Below are 20,535 nucleotides of genomic sequence, written 5' to 3' on the forward strand. Positions count from 1 at the left end.
TAAGTAAAGCAAGATGGAAATGGAAACTGAAGAAATAGTAAACCGGGTTGCCGTTAGTGGCATTGTATCACTGGATTTGGAAGAATTATATCACTCCGGTGAGCGCGTCTTATACGATATCAAAGACAATCTGTGGCAAGGAATGATCCTGAAAGAGAAGGATTTCAGAGAGTTCCTGAAAGCGCATGACTGGACGCAATATCAAGGCAAGAACGTAGCGATCATTTGTTCGGAAGATGCCATTGTGCCAACCTGGGCTTATATGCTGCTGGCGGTTCAATTGGAGCCTTATGCAAATGCAGTTGTTTTTGGCGACCTGAATGCATTAGAAGACAAATTGTTCGCAGATGCAATCAGCAAGCTTAACATCAGCGAATTTGAAGGCAAAAGAGTGGTTGTAAAAGGATGCAGCAAGGTTCCTGTTCCTATTTCTGCCTATGTGGAGGTCAGCAGGTTGCTCAAACCAATTGTTCAAAGCCTGATGTTTGGCGAGCCTTGCAGCACTGTTCCACTTTATAAAAAGCCCAAATCTTCCAATTCTTCTTCCATACCCTGATCGCAATCTGGCTTTAATAACCTGAAAGTCATGCGGTGATACGGACAAGGGCCGTGCAGGCCAATGGCTTTGCGATGGTGGATGGTCGGGTAACCTACATTTGTTTCCCAGCCATAATGCGGGAACTGGCCGGAAAGTCTGGACATGAGTTCATCCCTGTAATTTTTTGCCAAAACAGATGCCGCCGCAATGGAAAAATAATGTGCGTCGCCCTTAATGATGCAAGTATGCGGGATCAATGGATATGGCGTGAAACGGTTGCCGTCGACCAGCAAATGCTCCGGTTTCATGCGTAGCTTATCAACCGCGCGATGCATCGCTAAGAAGCTTGCTTTCAATATATTAATTCTATCAATTTCCAGATTATCCACTTCTGCCACTGCCCAGCAAACTGCCTCGCGGATGATGTCTTTTTCCAGATCCAGCCGTTGCATTTTCGTCAGCTGTTTGGAATCGGTGAGATATGAATGGGTAAAATCTCTTGGTAAAATAACCGCCGCAGCCACTACCGGACCAGCCAGACAACCTCTGCCCACCTCGTCCAGCCCAGCCTCAATCGCGTCAGAATTGTAATATGGTTTCAGCATTAATCTTCCAGGATATTGGCCATAAATGTACTTTTTGTTCCGATTGCAATGAGCAGGAACAACACTGCCCAATATAAATAAATCCTGTAAAAATCGGTTACGTCACGGGAAACAACATCCCTGGATTTGACCTTTTCGAGCTGATCTATTTGTTTAAAAACGCCTTCAAGCGTGCTGTTATCAGATGCACGAAAATATTTGCCATTTCCCAAACCTGCAATATTTTTCAGCTCTGTTTCATCCACCAGTGCATTGGAAACCGCCGCACTGTCTGTACGCATCGATTTTTTTTGCTTACCTACCGAAATGGTGTAAACCTTCACGCCAAATGCATGCGCTAATTGCGCAGAAGTCGCCGGCCCCAAGTTTCCGGATGTATTATCTCCGTCGCTGATCAGGATCGCCACTTTGCTTTCGCCTGGCGTTTCACGCATCCGGTTTACCGCCACCGCCAGGGCACTACCGATCGCCGTCCCCGCCGTCGGAACCATTGCAGGACTTATTTCATCCAAAAAACCGTAAAGCAGCTCATAATCCGTGGTTAATGGGCAAAGGGAAACGGCTTCTCCTGCAAAAACGATCAATCCGATGCGATCTTGTAAACGGCCTTTGATAAATTGCCTGGCTACGAGTTTCGCGGCTTCCAGCCTGTTTGGGCTCAGATCCTTTTCCATCATGGAATCCGAAATGTCCAGCAAAAGCATAATGTCAATGCCCTCCGAATATTGATCCGTTCTTTCCGAAATAACCTGCGGACGCGCCAGTGCAACCAGAATCAATGCAATGCCGAGTGCGACTGAAACCGGCTGGACAAACCGCAGCAATGTTTGCCAGTCCCGCGCGCCCCTCACCGGGCTGTAAGTGATCACCAAACGCTGCTTATGCTTCCTGTGCAGCGCATTCCTGAGCCAGAAGAGAATGGGAATAAATGGCAGCAAATATAAAAAATACGGATACACCCATTCATAGGACCGAAAGACCTCATAACCGAACCATTTCAATGAAAACCACTTTTCCATAATTCCGATTAAGACATTGGCGTGTCCAGGATGAACCTTCTTTTGTTCCGGTAAATGCGCGTTGCGCCGCTTTTGAGCACTTCAAGCGATTCGGCCATATTTTTGGAAATCACTTGACCGTAAATAATGCTGTCCATGTTTTTTAATGCTTCGGCCAGTGCTTCATCCGGCATATTATCCATGATTTCACGGGTTGTGTAGGTCGCAAAAGGCTTTTTTTCAAGTCTTTCCAAATAATTTTTCCAAACAATAATCGCCTTCTCGGCATCCTTAATGTTATTTCTATCCCGCGCATTCCGCATGAGGCGGTTGAAGGAGCGAATGTATTCCAAATGTCTGCGCTGCAACTTGATCAGCTGCCATTGTTTGTAAATATCCTGTCCAAAAACCCAATAAATACTGCCTACCACACCAATAATGAGTGCAATGCTTCCCAGCAAAATCGAAAAATTGAACTCACTGCTGAGCGGCAGAAGCGAAGTTTCAGGCTTCAAACTGGCAGTTTTGACTTTTTCAACCACATTGCTTTTGATTAGGAAAACAGAGTCCGGTTTCGTAAAAACGGCTGTGCAATCTTTCTTATGGAAAACATAAACCGGCATTTTGAGCGCCTGGGCGTCGGAAACATCGAAAGAAATTAGCTGGTAAACTGCGCTGTCCAGACTTCCCCTATTGTCCGTGCTGGACGCAAAAGCCCGTTTTGAAATGATTTCAAATGGTGAAAAATCGTATAATGTGTCGGGAAAAAATATCTCTGTTTTTGGATTGTGGCGCACGCTTAGTGAAAAATAGACCGGCTTGCCCACTTCAATGCTGTCCGTCAGAAACAAGCCCAATGGTTTTATTTTTTGTCCAAAACCCTGTGTTTGAAAAAGGATCGTACACAAAAACGATACGAAAAGCGCGGTTACAGATCTGACCATTTTATGACGATGCACTACTTTTAGTATAACGTCTCACCTTAAACAAGTGGATCAGCGCAGGCACATAATCTTCCTGTGTATTGATAGAAATGTAATCTGCGCGGTTCTGGTGGCAAAGTCTTTGCAGTTCTGAGCTTCTCTTGCTGAACCGGCTCGCCATTTCCTCTTTATATTGCTTCGATGATGTGTTAACCCAAACTGTGCTCTGCTTTTCGGCGTCATAAAGCGGAATAATGCCTAGCCCCGGCAGGTTCACTTCCCGAGAATCATACAAATGAATGACGATCAGGTCGTGCTTGCGGGCAAGCGCTTTGAGGTTATGCTGGTAATTGTTGTCAATAAAATCGGAGATCAGAAAGATGAGACTTCTTCTTTTAACAACATTTAACGTTACCAAAATCGCTTCTGCAATGTTTGTTTTGGTTGACTCCGGGACAAGCTTATATATTTCCGAAATAACCCCGTAACCATGTTTCATGCCATCGGACGGGCGGATATAGCGTTCATTTTTATCCGAAAAACAAAGCAGGCCAACTCGTGAAGCTTCCTGGATGGCGGACAATGTTAAAACGCCGCAAATTTCCTTTGCAATGTCAATTTTGAGCCTTTTCAGCTCTCCCACTTGCTGCGATGCGCTTACATCGAGCATAAAAAAGGCCGTTTGTTCTTTATCTTCTTTGAAAATTTTGACAAAAGTCCCGTGTCCTTTCGCCGAAGTGTTCCAATCTATGGCGCGAACATCGTCGCCATACTGATAGAGCCGCAGGTCGTCGAATTCGAGACCCGATCCTTTGAAAACAGAGTGAAAATTGCCGTAACGCTCGCTGGTCACCGCTTTCCGCATGCGGATTTCATACTTTCTTAGTTTTCCAAGGAACTGTTCGAACATTAGTTTTGCGAAAAAATTATCACCTTTGCTATCCGGCGTATGTAAACAAAGATAGACATTTTGCGTTTTATGAGGTGTCAGACAAACAATTTCCCAAGCGGAATAATCCGTTTTTTGCTCCTGGCATTGCTGGTAACAAGTTGCGTGGAAGACGAAAAACCGCCCAAAAATACCATGAGCGAAGAGAAAATGGCGACTATCCTTACAGACATTCATTTGGCTGAGTCGCGGGTGAACCGTTTGCAGCTTAGGTCGCTCGATTCATCGCTGATGATTTTTAACAAACTCAAAAGCGACATTTGGAAAAAATACAAAGTGGATACCGTGGCCTATCGTAAAAGCTACGACTATTACATGACCCGACCGGAAACAATGACGCGGATTTATGAAAAAGTGAACAAGAATGTGGAGATCCGGGAGAAAACCAATAATATTAAACTCTGAAAATCACACATTTAACTAACCCTATCACCTGTTGTGAATAATAGTATTGTAGTAATTCCAACCTACAACGAGATCGAGAATGTCGAGGCCATCATACGAAAAGTATTTAGCTTAACTCAACCATTTCACGTGCTTATCATTGACGACGGTTCTCCCGACGGCACGGCGGCTATTGTGAAAGATTTGATGAAAGAATATGAAGGCCAGTTGCACATTGTTGAAAGAAAAGGGAAACTGGGACTTGGAACGGCATACATTCATGGCTTTAAATGGGCGATGGAGCGGGGTTATGAGTATATTTTCGAAATGGATGCGGACTTCTCCCATCCGCCTGAGGATTTGATTCGCTTACACCATGCTTGCGCCGTTGAAGGTCACGATGTGGCCATTGGTTCGCGTTACATTACTGGGGTTAATGTTGTTAACTGGCCCATTAACAGGGTGTTAATGTCTTATTTTGCAGGTTATTATGTCAGAATGATCACAGGGATGCAGATCATGGACCCGACTGCCGGATTTATTTGCTATACGAGCAAGGTTTTAAAAACCATTAATCTGGACAACATTCGTTTTATCGGTTATGCGTTTCAAATTGAGATGAAGTTCAACTCCTGGAAATACGGTTTCGACATTGTGGAAGTGCCCATCATTTTCACAGACAGGACCAAAGGAGCTTCTAAAATGTCAAAAGGAATTTTTAAGGAAGCGATCCTCGGTGTGATTACCCTGAAAGTGAACAGCTTTTTTAAGCGGTATATCCCTCATGGGTCAGTTCAGAAATAGCCAACCAGCTCATTAAGCCGGTTGAAATTTCCAATGCGCTTTCGTCAATGTCAAATGTGGGCGTATGCACGCCGGAAATGATTCCGCGCTCTTCGTTACGCGTTCCTAATCGGTAAAAACACGAATCCACAACCTGCGAATAAAACGCAAAGTCTTCGCCAGCCATCCAAAGATCAAGGTCAATAACGTTTTCCGCACCCATATAATCCCTGGCTGAACTTCTGACGCGCCGGGTCAATTCTGGATGGTTTTTTAAGAAAGGATAACCGTGTACAATTTCAAATTCGCAGCTTCCGCCCATCGCTTCGGCGATGTTCTCGGCCATTTTTTTCATTCTTTTCAAACCATCTTCCCGCCATTCTTCATCCATGCAACGCCAAGTTCCCTGAATGGTTACTTCGTTTGGAATTACATTGGTAACCCCATCCGCAATAAACCTTCCAAAAGAAAGTACCGCAGGATTGGCTGGATTGCGATTGCGGCTGATGATCTGCTGTAATGCAACAATGATATGCGATGCCATTAAAACGGGATCAACCAGTTGATGCGGAGCCGCTGCGTGGCCGCCTTTTCCTTTAACAGTTAAGTAAAGTTCGTCGGTGCTGGCCATGTACATGCCTTCCCGGAAACCGATTTTTCCAACCGGAATGTTCGGCGCAACATGCTGGCCCACCATGCTCGCTGGTCGCGGGTTTTCCAAAACACCTTCTTTGATCATTAATGAAGCCCCGCCCGGCGCTTTTTCCTCGGCAGGTTGAAAAACCAGCTTAATGGTCCCTTCAAACTCTTCTTTTAGTTGATTCAAAATCCTTGCAGTTCCCAACAGCGACGACGTATGCACATCGTGACCGCAAGCGTGCATCACACCCGGAACGGTCGACTTGTAAGGAACATCATTAGCCTCCAAAATCGGAAGCGCATCCATATCAGCGCGTAAGCCTACGACACGTTTACCTGGATTTCTGCCTTCAATGATCGCAACAACACCCGTTCCGGCAACGCCTTCTTCGGGTTGTAAGCCAATCGCTGTTAATTCAGCAGCTACATATTTTGCCGTTTTATATTCTTCAAAAGATAATTCAGGATTGCTGTGTAAATGGCGGCGGTGCGCTATAATATCGGCGGATTGATCTTTGGCGAGGGCTTTTATTTTTTCTTGCAGCTGAGACATATTCTGTTTGAAATCTATTCTGAGAGACGCTAATCCTTACAAATCATTCAAAGGTAAGAATAAATAGATTGGCGTGCTGCAGTCGGGATACAAAGCAAATGTGCCGTCCTTTTGCGAAGAAGCGGGTTGAGATTGAATGTTGTTCCAAAGAAAAAAGGTAATTTTGACCAGATATATATCAATCAGCCAAGCACAAATGAATCAAAAGGAGTTTTTAGAATCGTTGGTTTGTCCGCTTACAGGAACCGCACTAACAATAGCAGAAGACGGAAAATCACTGAAAAGTGAAGACGGAACAATATATGAAGTGGGTGACACAGGCATCGTTAATATGCTCTATCCCAAAGAGTTGTTGCCAGGAGATGCGCGTGAGCAATATTTGTACGACCAAGCATTCCTTCGCTATGACAAAGGCGTTTCCTGGGTTTTTGAAACATTGAACCATTCAGACGAAGCTTCTACGAGACAGTTCTTTATCGACCTGATGGAATTGAAGCCGGGCATGAAAGCATTGGAAGTGGGTGCCGGAACAGGTAAAGACTCTGCCTTGATTTTAGACCGCGTAAGACCAGGCGGAACGGCCGTTCTGTCCGATCTTTCTCCTAATATGTTGAAACTAGCGCAGGAAAAACTTTCAACGGAAGATGTAAATGTGCATTATTTCCTTGGAAACGGTTCTTACCTGCCATTTCCTGACGATACTTTTGATGCTGTTTTCCATTTCGGAGGCATTAATACATTCTCTGAAAGAAAACGCGCTTTCGACGAGCTTACCCGCGTTGTTCGCCCGGGTGGAAAAGTGGTTGTGGGTGACGAGAGCATTGCGCCTTGGTTACGCAACACGCCTACTTATGCTACATTATTAAAAGCCAACCCGCTTTTCCGTGCCGAAGTGCCTCTGGAAGACGTTCCTGCCAACATTGAGAATTTCAAATTGCATTATGTGTTTGGAAATGCTTTTTATGTGATGGAATACAGGGTTACTGCGAATGCGCCGGAAGTAGACATTGATCTGCCAATCCCGGGTAAGGATTTCGTGGATAACTGGCGTTTGCGCGCTGAAAAGGCGGTTGATTAATCAATAACATTATCATTTCATGTGGGTTAAAAAAGGAGTTATATATAAGCCGGACGGAACATTGCCGCACAGTTTGTCGCACGCGCAGGTTCCGTTTGCATATAAGCACGAAGATTTTTTACGCATATATTTTTCGTCCAGAGACAAAGACGGCCAGTCGCGCCCGACATTCATTGATGTAGATTACGACGATCCTAAAAAGATCCTTTACATCCACGACAAGCCTATTTTGGAACTGGGCGGCCCGGGAGAATACGATGAAACCGGCGCAATGCCTTCCTGGTTTGTAAACCGTCCGAATGGCGACATCTGGCTTTATTACACAGGCTGGAACCGCACCTGGAATTCGTACAGACTTTCAATGGGACTGGCTGTTAGCACGGATGGTGGCATATCATTCAAAAAAATGTTCGTAGGCCCGATCATGGACCGCAGCATTCAAAATCCGCTTTGGGCCGCGCAGCCTTCGGTAATGATTGATGAAGACGGAACCTGGCGAATGTGGTACATTTCTGGACATAAATGCGAATACATTCACGATTATCCTGAACCTTATTACAGAGGTCAATCGGCAACGAGTAAGGACGGAATTCGTTGGGAAATCAGCGACATTCCGGCGCTGGATTTTGACGATTTTCTGCACGCAGTAGGCCGTCCAAGCGTTTTTAAAGAGGATGGCATTTACAAAATGTATTATTCATATCGCCACACGCGTGATTACCGCACAGATCGCAATCAGAGTTACAGACTTGGTTATGCAGAGTCTGTGGATGGCACAAACTGGGAGCGTAAAGATAATTTGGTAGGGATCGCGAAGTCAGATAATCCGGAAGATTTTGATTACCAAATGATTGATTATGCTAATTTTTATCAGCATAACGGTAAGAAATATCTGCTTTATAATGGCAATGGCTTTGGCGCTGCCGGATTTGCTTATGCAGTTTGGGAAGACTAAGATCTGCTTGAAAGGCAACAAAAGTCATTTATTTGATTTCAACAGAAACATAAATTTGAGAACTTATTCAGAGCCGGTTACATTATCTGACTGATTAGGTTCTCAATTTTTTTAAATCAACATTAAAGTGTCATACAAATGAGCACACTGCAGGAACAATTCAATAATGACGGCTATGTCCTTTTAAGAGATTTTTTGGACAAAGACGTTGTCAATAACATTTACACGGACGCAAGAAAAATATTCGCAACGCAAATCAAGCACGTCACAGGTAAAACACCTGACATTGACAACCGCGATGAGTTTGAGAATGCAATGTTCGAGTTTTTTGAAAAAGACTTCAATGCGTTTGTCAACACAGGAAAAACGGTTCAGCATACATTCTCTTTGCACAAACTGGGCCTTGATCCAAAAATTGAAGACATTCTAAAACAAGTTGGCCTTTCCAGCCCTATCATCGGTGCACGCGCTGCGATGCAATTCAACAGCCGTTTCTTGTCAAAAGATGGCAGCAAACACTGGAAACTGGACGCACACCAGGACTGGCGCACAGGCCAGGGCTCATTGGACAGCACCGTAATCTGGTTCCCAATGGTTGATGCTGGTGCAGATATCGGCGCTTTGCAGGTTATTCCGGGCAGTCATAAAATTGGTTTGCAGGAATCAACCACATCAGGTTACCAAGGTGGAATTACTTCATCATTAAAAGAAGAAGATTTCGTTCAAACGGAATTTAAAGTCGGCGACATTCTCGTTTTCTCCGCCTTCCTGATCCACCAATCCGGCAACAACATCACCAACAACATTCGCTGGTCTGTACAACTCCGCTACAATAACCTGGACGAGCCTACATTCATAGAAAGAGGCTATCCAATGGCATACATTTACAAGCCGGAAACTGAGTTAGTAACACCGAATTTCCCTAGCGTGGAGCAACTGAAAGAGGTTTTTAGCTGAGATTTGGCTTGACCTTTCATGAAACACACACAATATTTCTTGTTCACAAGAGAGCGAAGCGATCGTCAGGGAATAAAAGATGAATGGATCCAGCAAGTCTTTCATTTTCCAGAAAAAGAGGAAATTCAGTCAGACGGTCGGATAAGGCGCTGGGCGAAAATTGAGGAGAACCAAAAATATTTACGCATTGTTTTGCTCGACGACGGTGAAACCGTCCACAACGCTTTTTTCGACCGCTCATTTAAAACCGAAAGCTAGTTATGGATATCAGGTATTTTCAAGACACGGATACGCTTTTACTGGTTTTTAATCAGAATGAAGTTGCGTCGACTGACGATGTAAATGAAAACATGCTGGTCGATTTGGATGCGAATGGCAATCCGGTTTCTTTGACTATTGAACATGCGCAACATATGACAAATGTGCATGGCTTATCTTTCCAGCAGATCAGCCAAGGCTCTGTTAAGCAACTCGTTAATATCTAATTGCCTTTTGAAACTTTCCGTTTGCGTTCCTACATATAATCATGAGCGATACATTGGGCAGATGCTTGATGGGGCTTTGATGCAGGTGACGGATTTTGAGTTTGAGATAGTGATTGGGGATGATGCTTCTACGGATGCTACGCCTGCGATTATTCGGGAATATCAGGAGAGAAATCCAGGACGGATACGGGCATTTTTACATTCGGAGAATCAGGGGCCTAAGGAGCCTCGGGAGTTTGCTGGGCGGAATAATGTGCTGCAACTGTTGAAGGTTTGCAAAGGTGAATATGTGGCGATGTGCGAGGGAGATGATTACTGGACTGATCCGCTGAAATTACAGAAGCAAGTCGATTTTCTGGATGCCAACCTGGATTTTGCTATATCCCACCATAATGTTCTGGTGACCTACGAAGACGGGTCGCCAGAACATTTTTTTAATGCGCCGGATCAAAAATTAGTCTCGACCATTGAAGATATTTTGGAAGACAAATGGTTTATGGCGACCGCAAGCTGGGTTTACAGGAATTATTTTCTAGAAAACGACTTCGCCGATTGGCATGCAAAAGCTGCCGCAGGTGACTGGGCGGTGATTATTCAACTGGCTGCGCACGGCAAAATTGGTTATTTTCCAGAGCCTATGGGCGTTTATCGCAAGCACAGTGCCGGGCTTAGTAATGTTCATGCTAGCACTAATCAGAAATTTTGGCAGAACAGACGCGATATGTTTGAAAACGTAGGAAAATGGCTGGGTAACCGCTATCAAACTACTATTGCGAAAACATTGGCGCGCTACGATGAGCAACTATCCTTATTTGAAAAAATTGGCAGTTAAAATTAATAATCTTTAATTTGTACTGTTTTCAACAATTGCAATCTATGAAGCTAAGCGTCGTAATACCAGCATATAATGAGGAGGAATCGATTACACACACTCTTACATCGCTGCACCAAACATTAAATAAATACAATATTCCTCACGAGATATGCGTCACAAACGATAATTCCAAAGACGGAACCCTTCGTGTGCTGGACGAGCTTTCGCTTCAAATCCCAACATTGGTTTACTACACAAATCCGGGCCCGAACGGCTTCGGTTATGCGGTAAGATATGGTTTAGAACGTTTTAAAGGCGATTGCGTGGCCGTTTTCATGGCCGATATGTCGGATGATCCGGAGGACTTGGTTAAGTATTATTACAAAATGCTGGACGGAGATTACGACTGCGTTTTTGGTTCGAGATGGGAAAAAGGCGGACAGGTAATTGATTATCCTGCTCTGAAAAAAGTAATCAACCGCGTTGCGAATTTTATTGTGCGTATGGTCATGGGCATCAAATACAATGACACAACCAACGCATTTAAACTTTATAAAAGAGAAACCATTGAAGGAATAAAGCCTTTTCTGGCCCCGCATTTTAACCTGACCATTGAACTTCCCCTCAAAGCAATGGTGCGTGGTTACAATTATGCCGTTGTCCCAAATAGCTGGACAAACCGCAAATACGGCGAATCAAAGCTGAAAATAAAGGAAATGGGAAGCCGTTACTTCTTCATTTTAATGTATTGCCTCATCGAAAAATACTTCTCGCAGGGGGATTTCATGAAAAAATCCACTGCTCCGAAGAAAGAAGTCAGCCGCTAAGGATCAGCCCTTAATTTTATTTGATCCATTCCTGGACAAACGTCATTTTGTGGGCTATGTAAGAAATGGCAAGGCCCCACACAATAGCGCTGATGGACATCCATAAGAAAATAGCCGGGCGCGGCACTTTAAAGGCAACTGCCAAAATCGGCCCAAAAAGTGGTGTAAATAACGGCGGCGTTAGAAATGCAATGCCTATAATGCCAAAACGCTTCCAAATGTTTACAGCTATACGATTGGTCCTGCTGAATTTTTTAGGAGGCGTCTTCCGACGTTTTTTAATAAAACCCTGAATTGCCCCGCCTACATAAGTAAGGATCAACACGCTGAACATCATGCCAATGGCTGAGCAAATGGCTGTTTCGATCCAGGTTAATTTCAATACAACACCTGCGATGGGGCCCCCGAAAAACTTGAGCGTACTGGCAAGCGCTACTGACAAATATTTTAAAAAGGTGGTTTTCATTAAACTTTTACCTGAATCAGTTCGGAAGCAAAACGCCTTGTCGCTTCGTTTGTTTGAACGTAGTCGGAATACGTTGGGGTGGAAATGTAGGATATTTTGGCAAGGCTTTCAACGATCAGATCCGAAATATCCAGAAATCCGATTTTCCCTTGAAGAAACGCTTCAACTGCAATTTCATTGGCCGCATTAACAATGCAGGCCGCATTTCCACCTTTTTCCAAAACTTCATAAGCGATAGCAAGGTTCCTGAAAGTGTCAAGATCCGGTTTTTCGAATGTTAAGGAAGGATAATCGGTAAAATTGAACCTGGGAAATGCCGATTTCAGGCGCGCCGGATAACGCAATGCATATTGGATCGGCAATTTCATATCGGGTAATCCCATTTGTGCCTTAATGCTGCCGTCTTCAAACTGCACAAGCGAATGGACTATGCTTTGTGGATGCACTATGACGTCAATTTGCGAAGCTTCGAGATCAAACAACCATTTGGCCTCAATCACTTCCAGTCCTTTATTCATCAGTGTGGCAGAATCAATGGTAATTTTGGCGCCCATGCTCCAATTCGGGTGCTTTAATGCCTGCTCCCTGGTGACATGCGCCAGATATGCGCGGTCTTTTCCACGGAATGGGCCGCCGGAAGCGGTTAATATGATCTTTTCGATCCTATTTCCTTCTTCGCCGACCAGACATTGAAAAATGGCAGAATGCTCGGAATCAACGGGGTAAATGTTGACGCCGTATTGCCTGGCAAGGCCCGTTATCAGTTCTCCCGCCACGACAAGCGTTTCCTTATTAGCCAAAGCAATGTCTTTTCCGGCTTTAATGGCATGAATGGTAGGCAAAAGGCCTGCATAACCGACCATTGCCGTAAGAACCGTGTCGATATCATCCGATTCCACAACAGAAACCAATGCTTCAATGCCGCTATAAACATGAATGTTGAAAGTGGAAAGTGCTGATTTAACCTTATCAAAATGCTTTTCATTCCCAATAACCACTGCTTTTGGCAGAAACTTCGCGGCCTGTTCAATCAGCAGATCTGCATTTTCCTGCGCAGTAAGAACACTTACCGAAAAGATCTCAGGATTCGCCCCCATCACTTCCAACGCCTGCGTCCCGATCGAACCCGTTGACCCTAGAATCGCTATATTTTTTTTCATTCTGATGCTTAGGTTAATTACTGCCGGTTGATGTTGATCAGCTCATCTGCGATCTTACGGTCATTCGATAATCGTGGCACTTTGTTTTGGCCGCCTAATTTGCCGTTTGCACGCATGTAATCTATAAAAGAGTTTTTGCGCAAAGGCACCAGTTCCAATTTACGAAGGATACTGCCTAAAATAAGATCTTTGTAATAGATATTGAGCTCGGTAAGCCTTCTGTCAATGTCGGCAACGAATTGTTCCTTATTGTCAGGCTCCACGGCAAATTCCACCAACCATTCATGATAAGGAAGTCCGCCGTTTTCGGAATTTACCATTGGCGCAACCGTAAACTCAACAACCTCAACCTCGGGATGGCGTTCCATCGCGTACCGCAAAGCTTTTTCAATTTCCTCGCCAATGACATGCTCGCCAAATGCGGATATGAAATGCTTGATCCGGCCCGTTACGAGAATTTTATAGGGATTCACAGAAACAAACCGCACCGTGTCGCCCAGCGAGTAACCCCAAAGCCCAGCATTATTATTGACGATCACCGCATAATTTTGCCCGATTTCAACGTCTCCAATCGACAACCGCTTTGGTTTTTCATCAAAAAAGTGTTCAACCGGAATAAATTCGTAGAAAATCCCGGTGTCTAATAGCAAAAGCAGGCCGTCGTCTTGCTGAGAATTCTGGTATGCAAAAAAGCCTTCGGAAGCCGGATACAGCTCAATGGAGTCGATCCGCTTGCCGATTGACTCAAATAATTTGGCGCGGTAGGGCTCAAAATTGACGCCTCCGTAAATAAAAAGTGAAAAATCGGGAAAAACGTCCTTGATTTTTTTTCCTGTTCTTTCAATAATCTTGTCGAAATACATTTGCACCCAAGGCGGAATGCCGGAGATCAATGACATCGGCTGATCGATCGTTTCGTCAATGATCTTGTCCAATTTCGTTTCCCAATCTTCAATGCAATTGGTGTCATAGCTCGGCATCTGATTGGATTTCAGATAACCTGGCACATGGTGATTTGAAATGCCTGACAACCGTCCTGTCAGTACACCGCCGGTCTCTGTCAGTACGGGACTTCCTGATAGAAAAATGAGCTTTTTATCCAGGAACTGCGCTTTTTTAGTCTCGGCTATATACGTCAAAATGGCATTACGGGCGGAGTCAATGTGGTTGGAAATCGAGTCTTTGGAGATCGGAATATATTTGGTCCCTGACGTCGTGCCTGACGTTTTGGCAAAATATAGTGGTTTTCCAGGCCACAGAACGTCTTTTTCCCCATTTTTCAACTTATCAATGTAAGTATGAAGATCCTCATAGTCATGAACAGGCACCGCTTCCTGGAAGTCGGGATAGGTGGTTATGTCTTTAAAAAAATGGTCTTTCCCAAACTGCGTGTGCAAGGCTTTTTTCACCAAATCCTTCCTCCACTTTTCCTGCACTTCTATGCTTCGGGAGATCCATTCTTGCTGTTGTTGTACGATGTATCGAGCCAGCGGCTCACTCAATAGTGCTCTGATTCCCATAGTAAAAACAAAGGTACACAGGTTTTGTAAATTCTATTCTACAACGCGTCGTAAGAGCCGTTTTAAGGGTCAAAACGGCCATATACCGAAATTTTTTAAATGCCTTTGTTTGTGGTTATTTATCTGTAATTTTGCCATCCTGAAATCAAAGTGAGCGAAAATTTTAAAAAAATATATGGGATTGTTTGATTTTTTGACTAGCGATATAGCGATCGATTTGGGGACTGCAAATACCCTGATCATCCATAAAGATACAGTAGTTGTTGACGAGCCTTCAATCATTGCCATGGACAAAACCACAGGCAAAGTTTTAGCCATCGGGCACACAGCTATGCAAATGCATGAGAAGACCAACGAGAATATCAAAACGATCCGCCCACTTAAAGATGGTGTAATTGCTGACTTTACGGCTGCTGAAATGATGATCCGTGGTATGATCAAAATGATCGATACCGGCAGCCGTTTCTTTACACCTTCACACCGTATGGTAGTTTGCATTCCTTCGGGGATTACTGAGGTTGAAAAACGTGCGGTGAAGGACTCATGCGAGCATGCCGGCGCAAAGGAAGTTTATATGGTCCACGAGCCTATCGCAGCCGCAATCGGGATTGGGATTGACATCACGCAGCCCAATGGTGTAATGATCGTTGACATTGGTGGTGGAACAACCGAAATCGCCGTAATAGCATTATCAGGAATCGTTTGCGAGCAGTCTGTGCGGATCGCGGGCGATGTTTTTACAAGAGACATTGTGGATTATATGCGTCGTGAGCACAATTTGCTTATTGGCGAACGTTCCGCTGAATTGATCAAAATGGCCATTGGCTCTGCTTCCCCGGAACTTGAAATTCCATTGGACGATTATCAGATCCGCGGACGTGACTTAATGACGGGGATTCCAAAAGAAATACGCGTTACTTATAGCGAAATCGCCTATTCTCTTGATAAGTCTATTTCAAAAATCGAGGAAGGCGTCATGAAAGCACTGGAAATCTCTCCTCCTGAACTTTCTGCGGATATTTTCAAAAACGGTATTTATCTGACTGGCGGCGGGGCACTTATTCACGGCCTCGACCGACGCATTGCTCAAAAAACTAAACTTCCCGTCCACATTGCGGATGATCCTTTAAAAGCCGTTGTTAAAGGAACTGGTGAAGTCCTTAAAAATCTTGAATTATATAAGCCGGTACTGATTTCGTAGTATTGGATCGTTCACGATGTGAACATTTTAGCCCATGCTCCAACTCGTTGATTTCGTTGTCCGGAATCGTTTCTTTTTGGTATTTATCTTGCTGGAAGTTCTCAGTGTCTGGTTGATCGTGCGCAGTAACACTTACTGGGGCGCTACTTATTTCAACACATCTAATTACTACGTTGCCAAGACACTGGCATTCTCCAATTCTGCGAGAGAATACACCAAACTGGATGAGGTTAACTCAGCATTGGCTAACGAAAATGCCCGGCTGCGCGCAACGGTGACCGCATTAAGCCAGAATAAACCCGCCGATTCACCAGCAGGTTATGTACCTGACTCGTCATTCGCATCCCGTTTCACATTTACTGTGGCCAAGGTTGTTGATAATGAGACGAATAAAACCAATAATGTGCTGACGATCGACAAGGGGACTTCGGATGGGATAAAGCCTGGAATGGGCGTTATTTCTGCAACAGGGGTAGTTGGTAAGGTCCGTTTCTGCTCCGACAATTACTCCGTTGTAACATCTATTCTGCATTCACAATTTATGGTTTCTTCCAAACTGGTGCGCAGCAAGGAAATCGGCTATGCAAAATGGCCCGGGAAGGACCCGAATTTTGTGGATATGATCGACGTTTCGAAGTATACCAAGATCTTTAAAGGGGACTCTGCCGTTACATCGGACCAAAACTCTGTGTTTCCTCCCGGCATCATGGTGGGCAGGGTTGAAACGGTCACCGTGCATCCTAATCAGACGTTTTATAACATTGTGTTGAAGCTTGCAACCGACTTCAGAAACCTGTCCTACGTTTATGTGGTACAAAATCATCAACTTGGGGAGCAGGATAGTCTTAAAATACGTACGATAAATACCAAATGAGTTTACGAGAGGCTATACAATATTCCCTGATGATCCTGCTGTATCTGTTCCTGCAGATCTTCTTCATGCGGAATGTTGTATTGTTTAATTATGCTTTCTGTTTCATCTACATCGCAGGCGTTCTCCTGCTCCCTGCCGACATTGACAGAATGTATTTGTTACTGATCGCTTTCGGCATTGGGTTCACTGTTGACGTGTTTTCCAACACTTTCGGGATGCACGCTTCGGCTACCGTCCTGATCGCTTACCTGCGACCCTTCCTGATTCATTACCAAATGAAGTCGCGCGGAGCTGAACGCGCCGAAGTCGGAATCCGTGCGCAGGGGCTTGGTGCATTTCTGGGTTATGTGTTTCCACTCATTCTGGTGCATCATTCAATGTTATTTCTTATGGAGATCAATCATTTTGGAATGATCCTTTACACCCTCATCCGCATCGGTGCAAGCGCACTGTTCACGACGCTTCTTATTATCCTCCTGGAACTTTTTTCCAAACGTTAAATATGACATTTTGACACGAAAGTTTCGTGGCTCGAAATTTGATGTTGATACATTAAATACGGCAGGAGGCAATTCAATTTTGGAATATTTTAGGAAGCTGTTCCGAGTTGATTTATTTTTTATCGTGAAAATATGGCTGTTAAGTAGCTTCAATAAGCCATTCATCAAATTTTAATTTGTACGATTTGGAGCTGTTGTTAATCTTTGTAAATTCAGCATTCCTATGTTAGTTGCCATGTCAGAAACGATCACGACTAATGAATACACGGATGATCTTCGTTATGAAGTTTTTAACCGTGAGTTCATGCCACACATTGACTCCATGTATAACTTCGCTTTTCGTCTTACTATGGATGAAGACGATGCAAATGACCTGGTTCAGGATACATACTTAAAAGCTTTCCGTTTTATCTCTTCTTTTGAACAGGGAACCAATGCAAAGGCATGGCTTTTCCGGATTCTTAAAAATAGTTTTATTAATGATTACCGGAAGAAAAGCAAAGAGCCCTCAAAGGTAGATTATCAGGAAGTTGAGACTACATATAATTCTGAGGAGGCTTCTGATACAACTTACACGGTCGATTTACGTGCGGATGCAGTTCAGGAATTAATCGGTGACGAGGTTGCAAATGCATTAAATGCATTGCCGGTAGACTTCCGGACGGTGATCATACTTTGCGATATTGAAGGCTTTACATACGAGGAGATGGCCAAGATCCTTGACATTCCGATCGGAACTGTAAGGTCCAGATTACACCGGGCGCGTAACCTTTTGAAAGAAAAACTCAAGAGTTACGCAAGTTCAATGGGATATGATTCATAGGTTGTGAAACTTTTTTTACAACCTCTTCGGTTATAGTGTACAACTGTACATATATTCCATTATTCCTTATTTTTCATTTAATAATGAATGCATCCCCCACAACGCCTTCAATAACTGAAGATGCGCAAAAACAACCCATGAAGCAGAAATGTGAGCATCACGCTGAATGCATGAAGGTAATTCAGGCAATTCTGGATGATGAAGCAACCGAGGCCGAGAAGGATCATTTTCGTGAAAACATGGACAAATGTTTGCCTTGTATCGAGTCGTACAGACTGGAGAAATGCATCAAAGAATCTCTCAATTTTAAAATTGAAAAGAAGCCCTGCCCTGAGAGCATTCTCAAGACAATTATTTCAAAAATAAACAGTTAATGCTGTTCGTGTGAAAGGTAAGCTTATCATATTTTCTGCACCGTCCGGTTCTGGAAAAACAACAATAGTACGGCATCTCTTAAAAAAATATCCTGATCTTCTGGCTTTCTCTGTTTCTGCTTCTACACGGGAACGGCGCGACCATGAGGTGGACGGAAAGGATTATTATTTTATTCCAAAAAGAGAATTCAGAGAGCGCATTGCTACTAATGAGTTTGCAGAATGGGAAGAGGTCTATGCAGGAAACTATTACGGGACTTTTAAAAAAGAAATAGAGCGGCTTTGGGACGAAGGCAAACAGGTTCTGTTTGACGTGGACGTTAAAGGCGGTCTGAAATTAAAAGAAATCTACCGCGAGAGCGCGCTGGCCGTTTTTGTGAAAGTTTCTTCCGAAGCAGAAATAATCCGCCGCCTCAGCGAAAGAGGGACAGAAACCGAAAAGTCACTGGAAACCCGGCTTGGAAAAGTCCGCTACGAGCTTAGTTTCGAGGATAAGTTTGACGTTGTGCTCGTTAATGATGATCTTGACGAGACACTTAAAAAAGCGGAAGCATTGGTTCTGGATTTTATTCAATGAAAATCGGGCTCTTTTTCGGATCATTCAACCCCATCCATGTCGGGCATCTTATCATAGCCAACACCATGGCTACATCCACTGATCTGGAACAGGTCTGGTTCGTGGTCAGCCCCCAGAATCCATTTAAAAAAAATAACAGTTTATTACATGAATTTGACCGCTATGACCTTGTTCAGCGGGCCATTTCTGATAATTCCCTTTTGAGGGCCACAGATGTGGAATTTCATATGCCAAAGCCAAGCTTCACAATTGATACGTTGGTTCGAATGCAGGAGAAGTTTCCGCAGCATGAATTCAGGCTGATCATGGGAGAAGACAATTTGGCACAATTCCCAAATTGGAAAAACCACGACAAAATATTGGAATATACCGGCCTTTACGTATATCCACGCCCGAATTCAAAACCGCATTTATTCGGTAACCATCCGGCCGTAAAATTTGTCGAAGCGCCGCTGCTCGACATATCTGCAACCTACATCAGATCTTGTTTGCAAAAAGGTAAATCTATTCGTTACCTGGTTCCTGAGCCAGTTGAGCAGCTCATTAAGATCAAAAAATTTTATCTCTGATTATAATGGCCTTGACTGATAGGTTATCTCGCTCAGCAACCCTACAGCATTAAATTTCAAAATTACTTTCGGGGCACTCGATTTTGACTTAATGTCAGCGCATTGTTCTCCTTTTGACAGAAAGTAAACGTAGAATTTCTGATTTCGCTCCCCCAGCTGATGAATGTCGGGCCTGCCCAGCAAATCGCCGATATCGTCCGCGAACTTGCCCTTTAATTGCTTCTCTATTGATTTAAAATCCTTTTCCAGGCTCGCGCGCACATCATTACATCCGCCCCTGTCTCCACGCCATTTTACAAGGTCCAGGCTTCCCAGCTTATCGGGAGGTGTAGAGCAGGCGAAAATCCCGGCAAGCGTTGCAGCGATCAAGCTTTTAGTGATCAACTTGTTCATTCAACTATCTTTATTTTATTCCAAAACAAAGACGAATCTACTCATATAATTTCAGGACGTGAATTTGTTTTGATACTTTTAGCGATAACGCAAATGGTCACGCAGCATGAAAACCTTACTTCTTACAATCCTCAGTCTGGCTTTTTCATTCATTGCAAAGGCCCAGACGAATGTTCAGCCCATAGATGGTTTAGATTGTTCTAATCTATTTTTCAAAGCGTTACTGGAAGAAGATGCCAAAGCGTTGGAAAGCCTCATTTCGAATGATTTCAGCGTGATGGGTTTGCAGGGACAACCCATTGAAGGCCGAGCATTAATACAAGCGGTTTCGCAAGGCATTATCGTCGTGGATTCCGGAATGCTTTCCGCAGCCCGGACGCGCACATATGGAGATGTAATGCTTATAAATGGGTTGTGGGATGTGCGGGCGCGGATTGAAAATAACGGATTTCAGGGCGCGCTTTCCTATATGTCTGTCTGCGTGAATTCGGGTGGCAGGTGGAAAGTGGTCGCGGTTCAATTTACGCCGGTGCCATAATGTTATCGAATTACCATGTGTTATGGCACAAAAAAAGAGAACCAGGCCGGTT

General features: G+C 44.0%; 27 protein-coding genes. 18 read left to right on the forward strand and 9 right to left on the reverse strand.

Annotation, left to right across the window (positions count from 1 at the left end; genetic code table 11):
- Positions 1-19 precede the first annotated feature (19 nt).
- Complete coding sequence (locus tag NFI81_RS19425; RefSeq protein WP_234616249.1) at positions 20-556, forward strand: DUF2480 family protein; 537 nt, start codon at positions 20-22, stop codon at positions 554-556.
- Here NFI81_RS19425 and rnhB read toward each other — a convergent pair.
- From rnhB to NFI81_RS19445, 4 genes are read right to left on the reverse strand one after another with little or no spacing between them, the layout of a single operon-like run.
- Positions 514-1,143 (reverse strand): ribonuclease HII, encoded by a 630-nt coding sequence (gene rnhB / locus NFI81_RS19430; protein WP_234616248.1) that lies wholly within the window; start codon positions 1,141-1,143, stop codon positions 514-516. The two genes, NFI81_RS19425 and rnhB, sit on opposite strands and share 43 nt — an antisense overlap.
- Complete coding sequence (locus NFI81_RS19435) at positions 1,143-2,162, reverse strand: vWA domain-containing protein (RefSeq protein ID WP_234616247.1); 1,020 nt, start codon at positions 2,160-2,162, stop codon at positions 1,143-1,145. The genes rnhB and NFI81_RS19435 overlap by 1 nt, the downstream gene beginning before the upstream one ends.
- Positions 2,163-2,170: 8 nt before the next feature.
- Positions 2,171-3,085, reverse strand: a complete 915-nt coding sequence (locus NFI81_RS19440; RefSeq protein ID WP_234616246.1) for a hypothetical protein — start codon at positions 3,083-3,085, stop codon at positions 2,171-2,173.
- Position 3,086: 1 nt separating this feature from the next.
- Complete coding sequence (locus tag NFI81_RS19445) at positions 3,087-3,974, reverse strand: DUF58 domain-containing protein (protein ID WP_234616245.1); 888 nt, start codon at positions 3,972-3,974, stop codon at positions 3,087-3,089.
- 69 nt (positions 3,975-4,043) lie between these two features.
- Here NFI81_RS19445 and NFI81_RS19450 point away from each other — a divergent pair, with 69 nt between their 5' ends.
- Entirely contained in the window at positions 4,044-4,418 is a 375-nt protein-coding gene (locus NFI81_RS19450) for a DUF4296 domain-containing protein (RefSeq protein WP_234616244.1), read from the forward strand.
- 33 nt (positions 4,419-4,451) lie between these two features.
- Entirely contained in the window at positions 4,452-5,201 is a 750-nt protein-coding gene (locus NFI81_RS19455) for a polyprenol monophosphomannose synthase (RefSeq protein ID WP_234616243.1), read from the forward strand.
- Here the strand turns inward: NFI81_RS19455 and NFI81_RS19460 are convergent.
- Complete coding sequence (locus tag NFI81_RS19460; RefSeq protein ID WP_234616242.1) at positions 5,164-6,372, reverse strand: M20 metallopeptidase family protein; 1,209 nt, start codon at positions 6,370-6,372, stop codon at positions 5,164-5,166. The genes NFI81_RS19455 and NFI81_RS19460 overlap by 38 nt on opposite strands.
- A 196-nt stretch (positions 6,373-6,568) precedes the next feature.
- Between NFI81_RS19460 and NFI81_RS19465 the strand changes: the two genes are divergently transcribed.
- From NFI81_RS19465 to NFI81_RS19495, 7 genes are all read left to right on the forward strand, one after another.
- Complete coding sequence (locus NFI81_RS19465) at positions 6,569-7,450, forward strand: class I SAM-dependent methyltransferase (protein WP_234616241.1); 882 nt, start codon at positions 6,569-6,571, stop codon at positions 7,448-7,450.
- 19 nt (positions 7,451-7,469) lie between these two features.
- On the forward strand, positions 7,470-8,405 hold the full coding sequence (locus NFI81_RS19470) for a glycoside hydrolase family protein (RefSeq protein WP_234616240.1): 936 nt from the start codon (positions 7,470-7,472) through the stop codon (positions 8,403-8,405).
- A 138-nt stretch (positions 8,406-8,543) separates the two neighbouring features.
- A complete protein-coding gene (locus tag NFI81_RS19475) occupies positions 8,544-9,362 on the forward strand; it encodes a phytanoyl-CoA dioxygenase family protein (RefSeq protein ID WP_234616239.1) in 819 nt (272 codons plus the stop codon).
- A gap of 18 nt (positions 9,363-9,380) precedes the next feature.
- Positions 9,381-9,620 (forward strand): hypothetical protein, encoded by a 240-nt coding sequence (locus NFI81_RS19480; RefSeq protein WP_234616238.1) that lies wholly within the window; start codon positions 9,381-9,383, stop codon positions 9,618-9,620.
- Between the two features lie 2 nt (positions 9,621-9,622).
- Positions 9,623-9,847: a DUF2283 domain-containing protein gene (locus NFI81_RS19485; protein WP_234616237.1), complete on the forward strand. Its 225-nt coding sequence runs from the start codon at positions 9,623-9,625 to the stop codon at positions 9,845-9,847.
- A gap of 7 nt (positions 9,848-9,854) precedes the next feature.
- The gene (locus tag NFI81_RS19490) at positions 9,855-10,679 is read left to right on the forward strand and encodes a glycosyltransferase family 2 protein (RefSeq protein ID WP_234616236.1); all 825 of its coding nucleotides are present in this window, start codon (positions 9,855-9,857) and stop codon (positions 10,677-10,679) included.
- Between the two features lie 44 nt (positions 10,680-10,723).
- Positions 10,724-11,488: a glycosyltransferase family 2 protein gene (locus tag NFI81_RS19495; protein ID WP_234616235.1), complete on the forward strand. Its 765-nt coding sequence runs from the start codon at positions 10,724-10,726 to the stop codon at positions 11,486-11,488.
- A gap of 16 nt (positions 11,489-11,504) precedes the next feature.
- On the opposite strand, the gene NFI81_RS19500 is transcribed toward NFI81_RS19495, so the two are convergent.
- Genes NFI81_RS19500 through NFI81_RS19510 form a run of 3 tightly spaced genes read right to left on the reverse strand, consistent with a single transcriptional unit; the run spans position 11,505 to position 14,634 of the window.
- A complete protein-coding gene (locus NFI81_RS19500; RefSeq protein ID WP_234616234.1) occupies positions 11,505-11,954 on the reverse strand; it encodes a hypothetical protein in 450 nt (149 codons plus the stop codon).
- Positions 11,954-13,114 (reverse strand): 1-deoxy-D-xylulose-5-phosphate reductoisomerase, encoded by a 1,161-nt coding sequence (locus NFI81_RS19505; RefSeq protein ID WP_234616233.1) that lies wholly within the window; start codon positions 13,112-13,114, stop codon positions 11,954-11,956. The genes NFI81_RS19500 and NFI81_RS19505 overlap by 1 nt, the downstream gene beginning before the upstream one ends.
- Before the next feature lie 17 nt (positions 13,115-13,131).
- Complete coding sequence (locus tag NFI81_RS19510; protein ID WP_234616232.1) at positions 13,132-14,634, reverse strand: GH3 auxin-responsive promoter family protein; 1,503 nt, start codon at positions 14,632-14,634, stop codon at positions 13,132-13,134.
- A gap of 175 nt (positions 14,635-14,809) precedes the next feature.
- Here NFI81_RS19510 and NFI81_RS19515 point away from each other — a divergent pair, with 175 nt between their 5' ends.
- The 7 genes from NFI81_RS19515 (at position 14,810) to nadD (ending at position 19,552) form a co-directional block, all read left to right on the forward strand.
- Positions 14,810-15,835 (forward strand): rod shape-determining protein, encoded by a 1,026-nt coding sequence (locus tag NFI81_RS19515; RefSeq protein WP_019946014.1) that lies wholly within the window; start codon positions 14,810-14,812, stop codon positions 15,833-15,835.
- Between the two features lie 34 nt (positions 15,836-15,869).
- The gene (gene mreC, locus NFI81_RS19520) at positions 15,870-16,709 is read left to right on the forward strand and encodes a rod shape-determining protein MreC (RefSeq protein WP_234616231.1); all 840 of its coding nucleotides are present in this window, start codon (positions 15,870-15,872) and stop codon (positions 16,707-16,709) included.
- The gene (locus tag NFI81_RS19525) at positions 16,706-17,209 is read left to right on the forward strand and encodes a hypothetical protein (protein ID WP_234616230.1); all 504 of its coding nucleotides are present in this window, start codon (positions 16,706-16,708) and stop codon (positions 17,207-17,209) included. Before mreC ends, NFI81_RS19525 begins: the two co-directional genes overlap by 4 nt.
- A gap of 223 nt (positions 17,210-17,432) precedes the next feature.
- Entirely contained in the window at positions 17,433-18,032 is a 600-nt protein-coding gene (locus tag NFI81_RS19530) for a sigma-70 family RNA polymerase sigma factor (RefSeq protein ID WP_233854959.1), read from the forward strand.
- Between the two features lie 83 nt (positions 18,033-18,115).
- Entirely contained in the window at positions 18,116-18,406 is a 291-nt protein-coding gene (locus tag NFI81_RS19535; protein ID WP_234616229.1) for a phosphohydrolase, read from the forward strand.
- A gap of 10 nt (positions 18,407-18,416) precedes the next feature.
- Entirely contained in the window at positions 18,417-18,983 is a 567-nt protein-coding gene (gene gmk, locus NFI81_RS19540; protein ID WP_234616228.1) for a guanylate kinase, read from the forward strand.
- Positions 18,980-19,552: a nicotinate (nicotinamide) nucleotide adenylyltransferase gene (gene nadD / locus NFI81_RS19545; RefSeq protein ID WP_234616227.1), complete on the forward strand. Its 573-nt coding sequence runs from the start codon at positions 18,980-18,982 to the stop codon at positions 19,550-19,552. The genes gmk and nadD overlap by 4 nt, the downstream gene beginning before the upstream one ends.
- Here nadD and NFI81_RS19550 read toward each other — a convergent pair whose 3' ends face one another.
- On the reverse strand, positions 19,553-19,945 hold the full coding sequence (locus tag NFI81_RS19550; RefSeq protein ID WP_234616226.1) for a hypothetical protein: 393 nt from the start codon (positions 19,943-19,945) through the stop codon (positions 19,553-19,555).
- Between the two features lie 106 nt (positions 19,946-20,051).
- Between NFI81_RS19550 and NFI81_RS19555 the strand changes: the two genes are divergently transcribed.
- Positions 20,052-20,483, forward strand: coding sequence for a nuclear transport factor 2 family protein (locus tag NFI81_RS19555; RefSeq protein ID WP_234616225.1), 432 nt, complete (start codon positions 20,052-20,054; stop codon positions 20,481-20,483).
- Positions 20,484-20,535: the final 52 nt, after the last annotated feature.

The sequence above is a fragment of the Dyadobacter fanqingshengii genome, assembly GCF_023822005.2.
Lineage (GTDB): Bacteria > Bacteroidota > Bacteroidia > Cytophagales > Spirosomataceae > Dyadobacter > Dyadobacter fanqingshengii.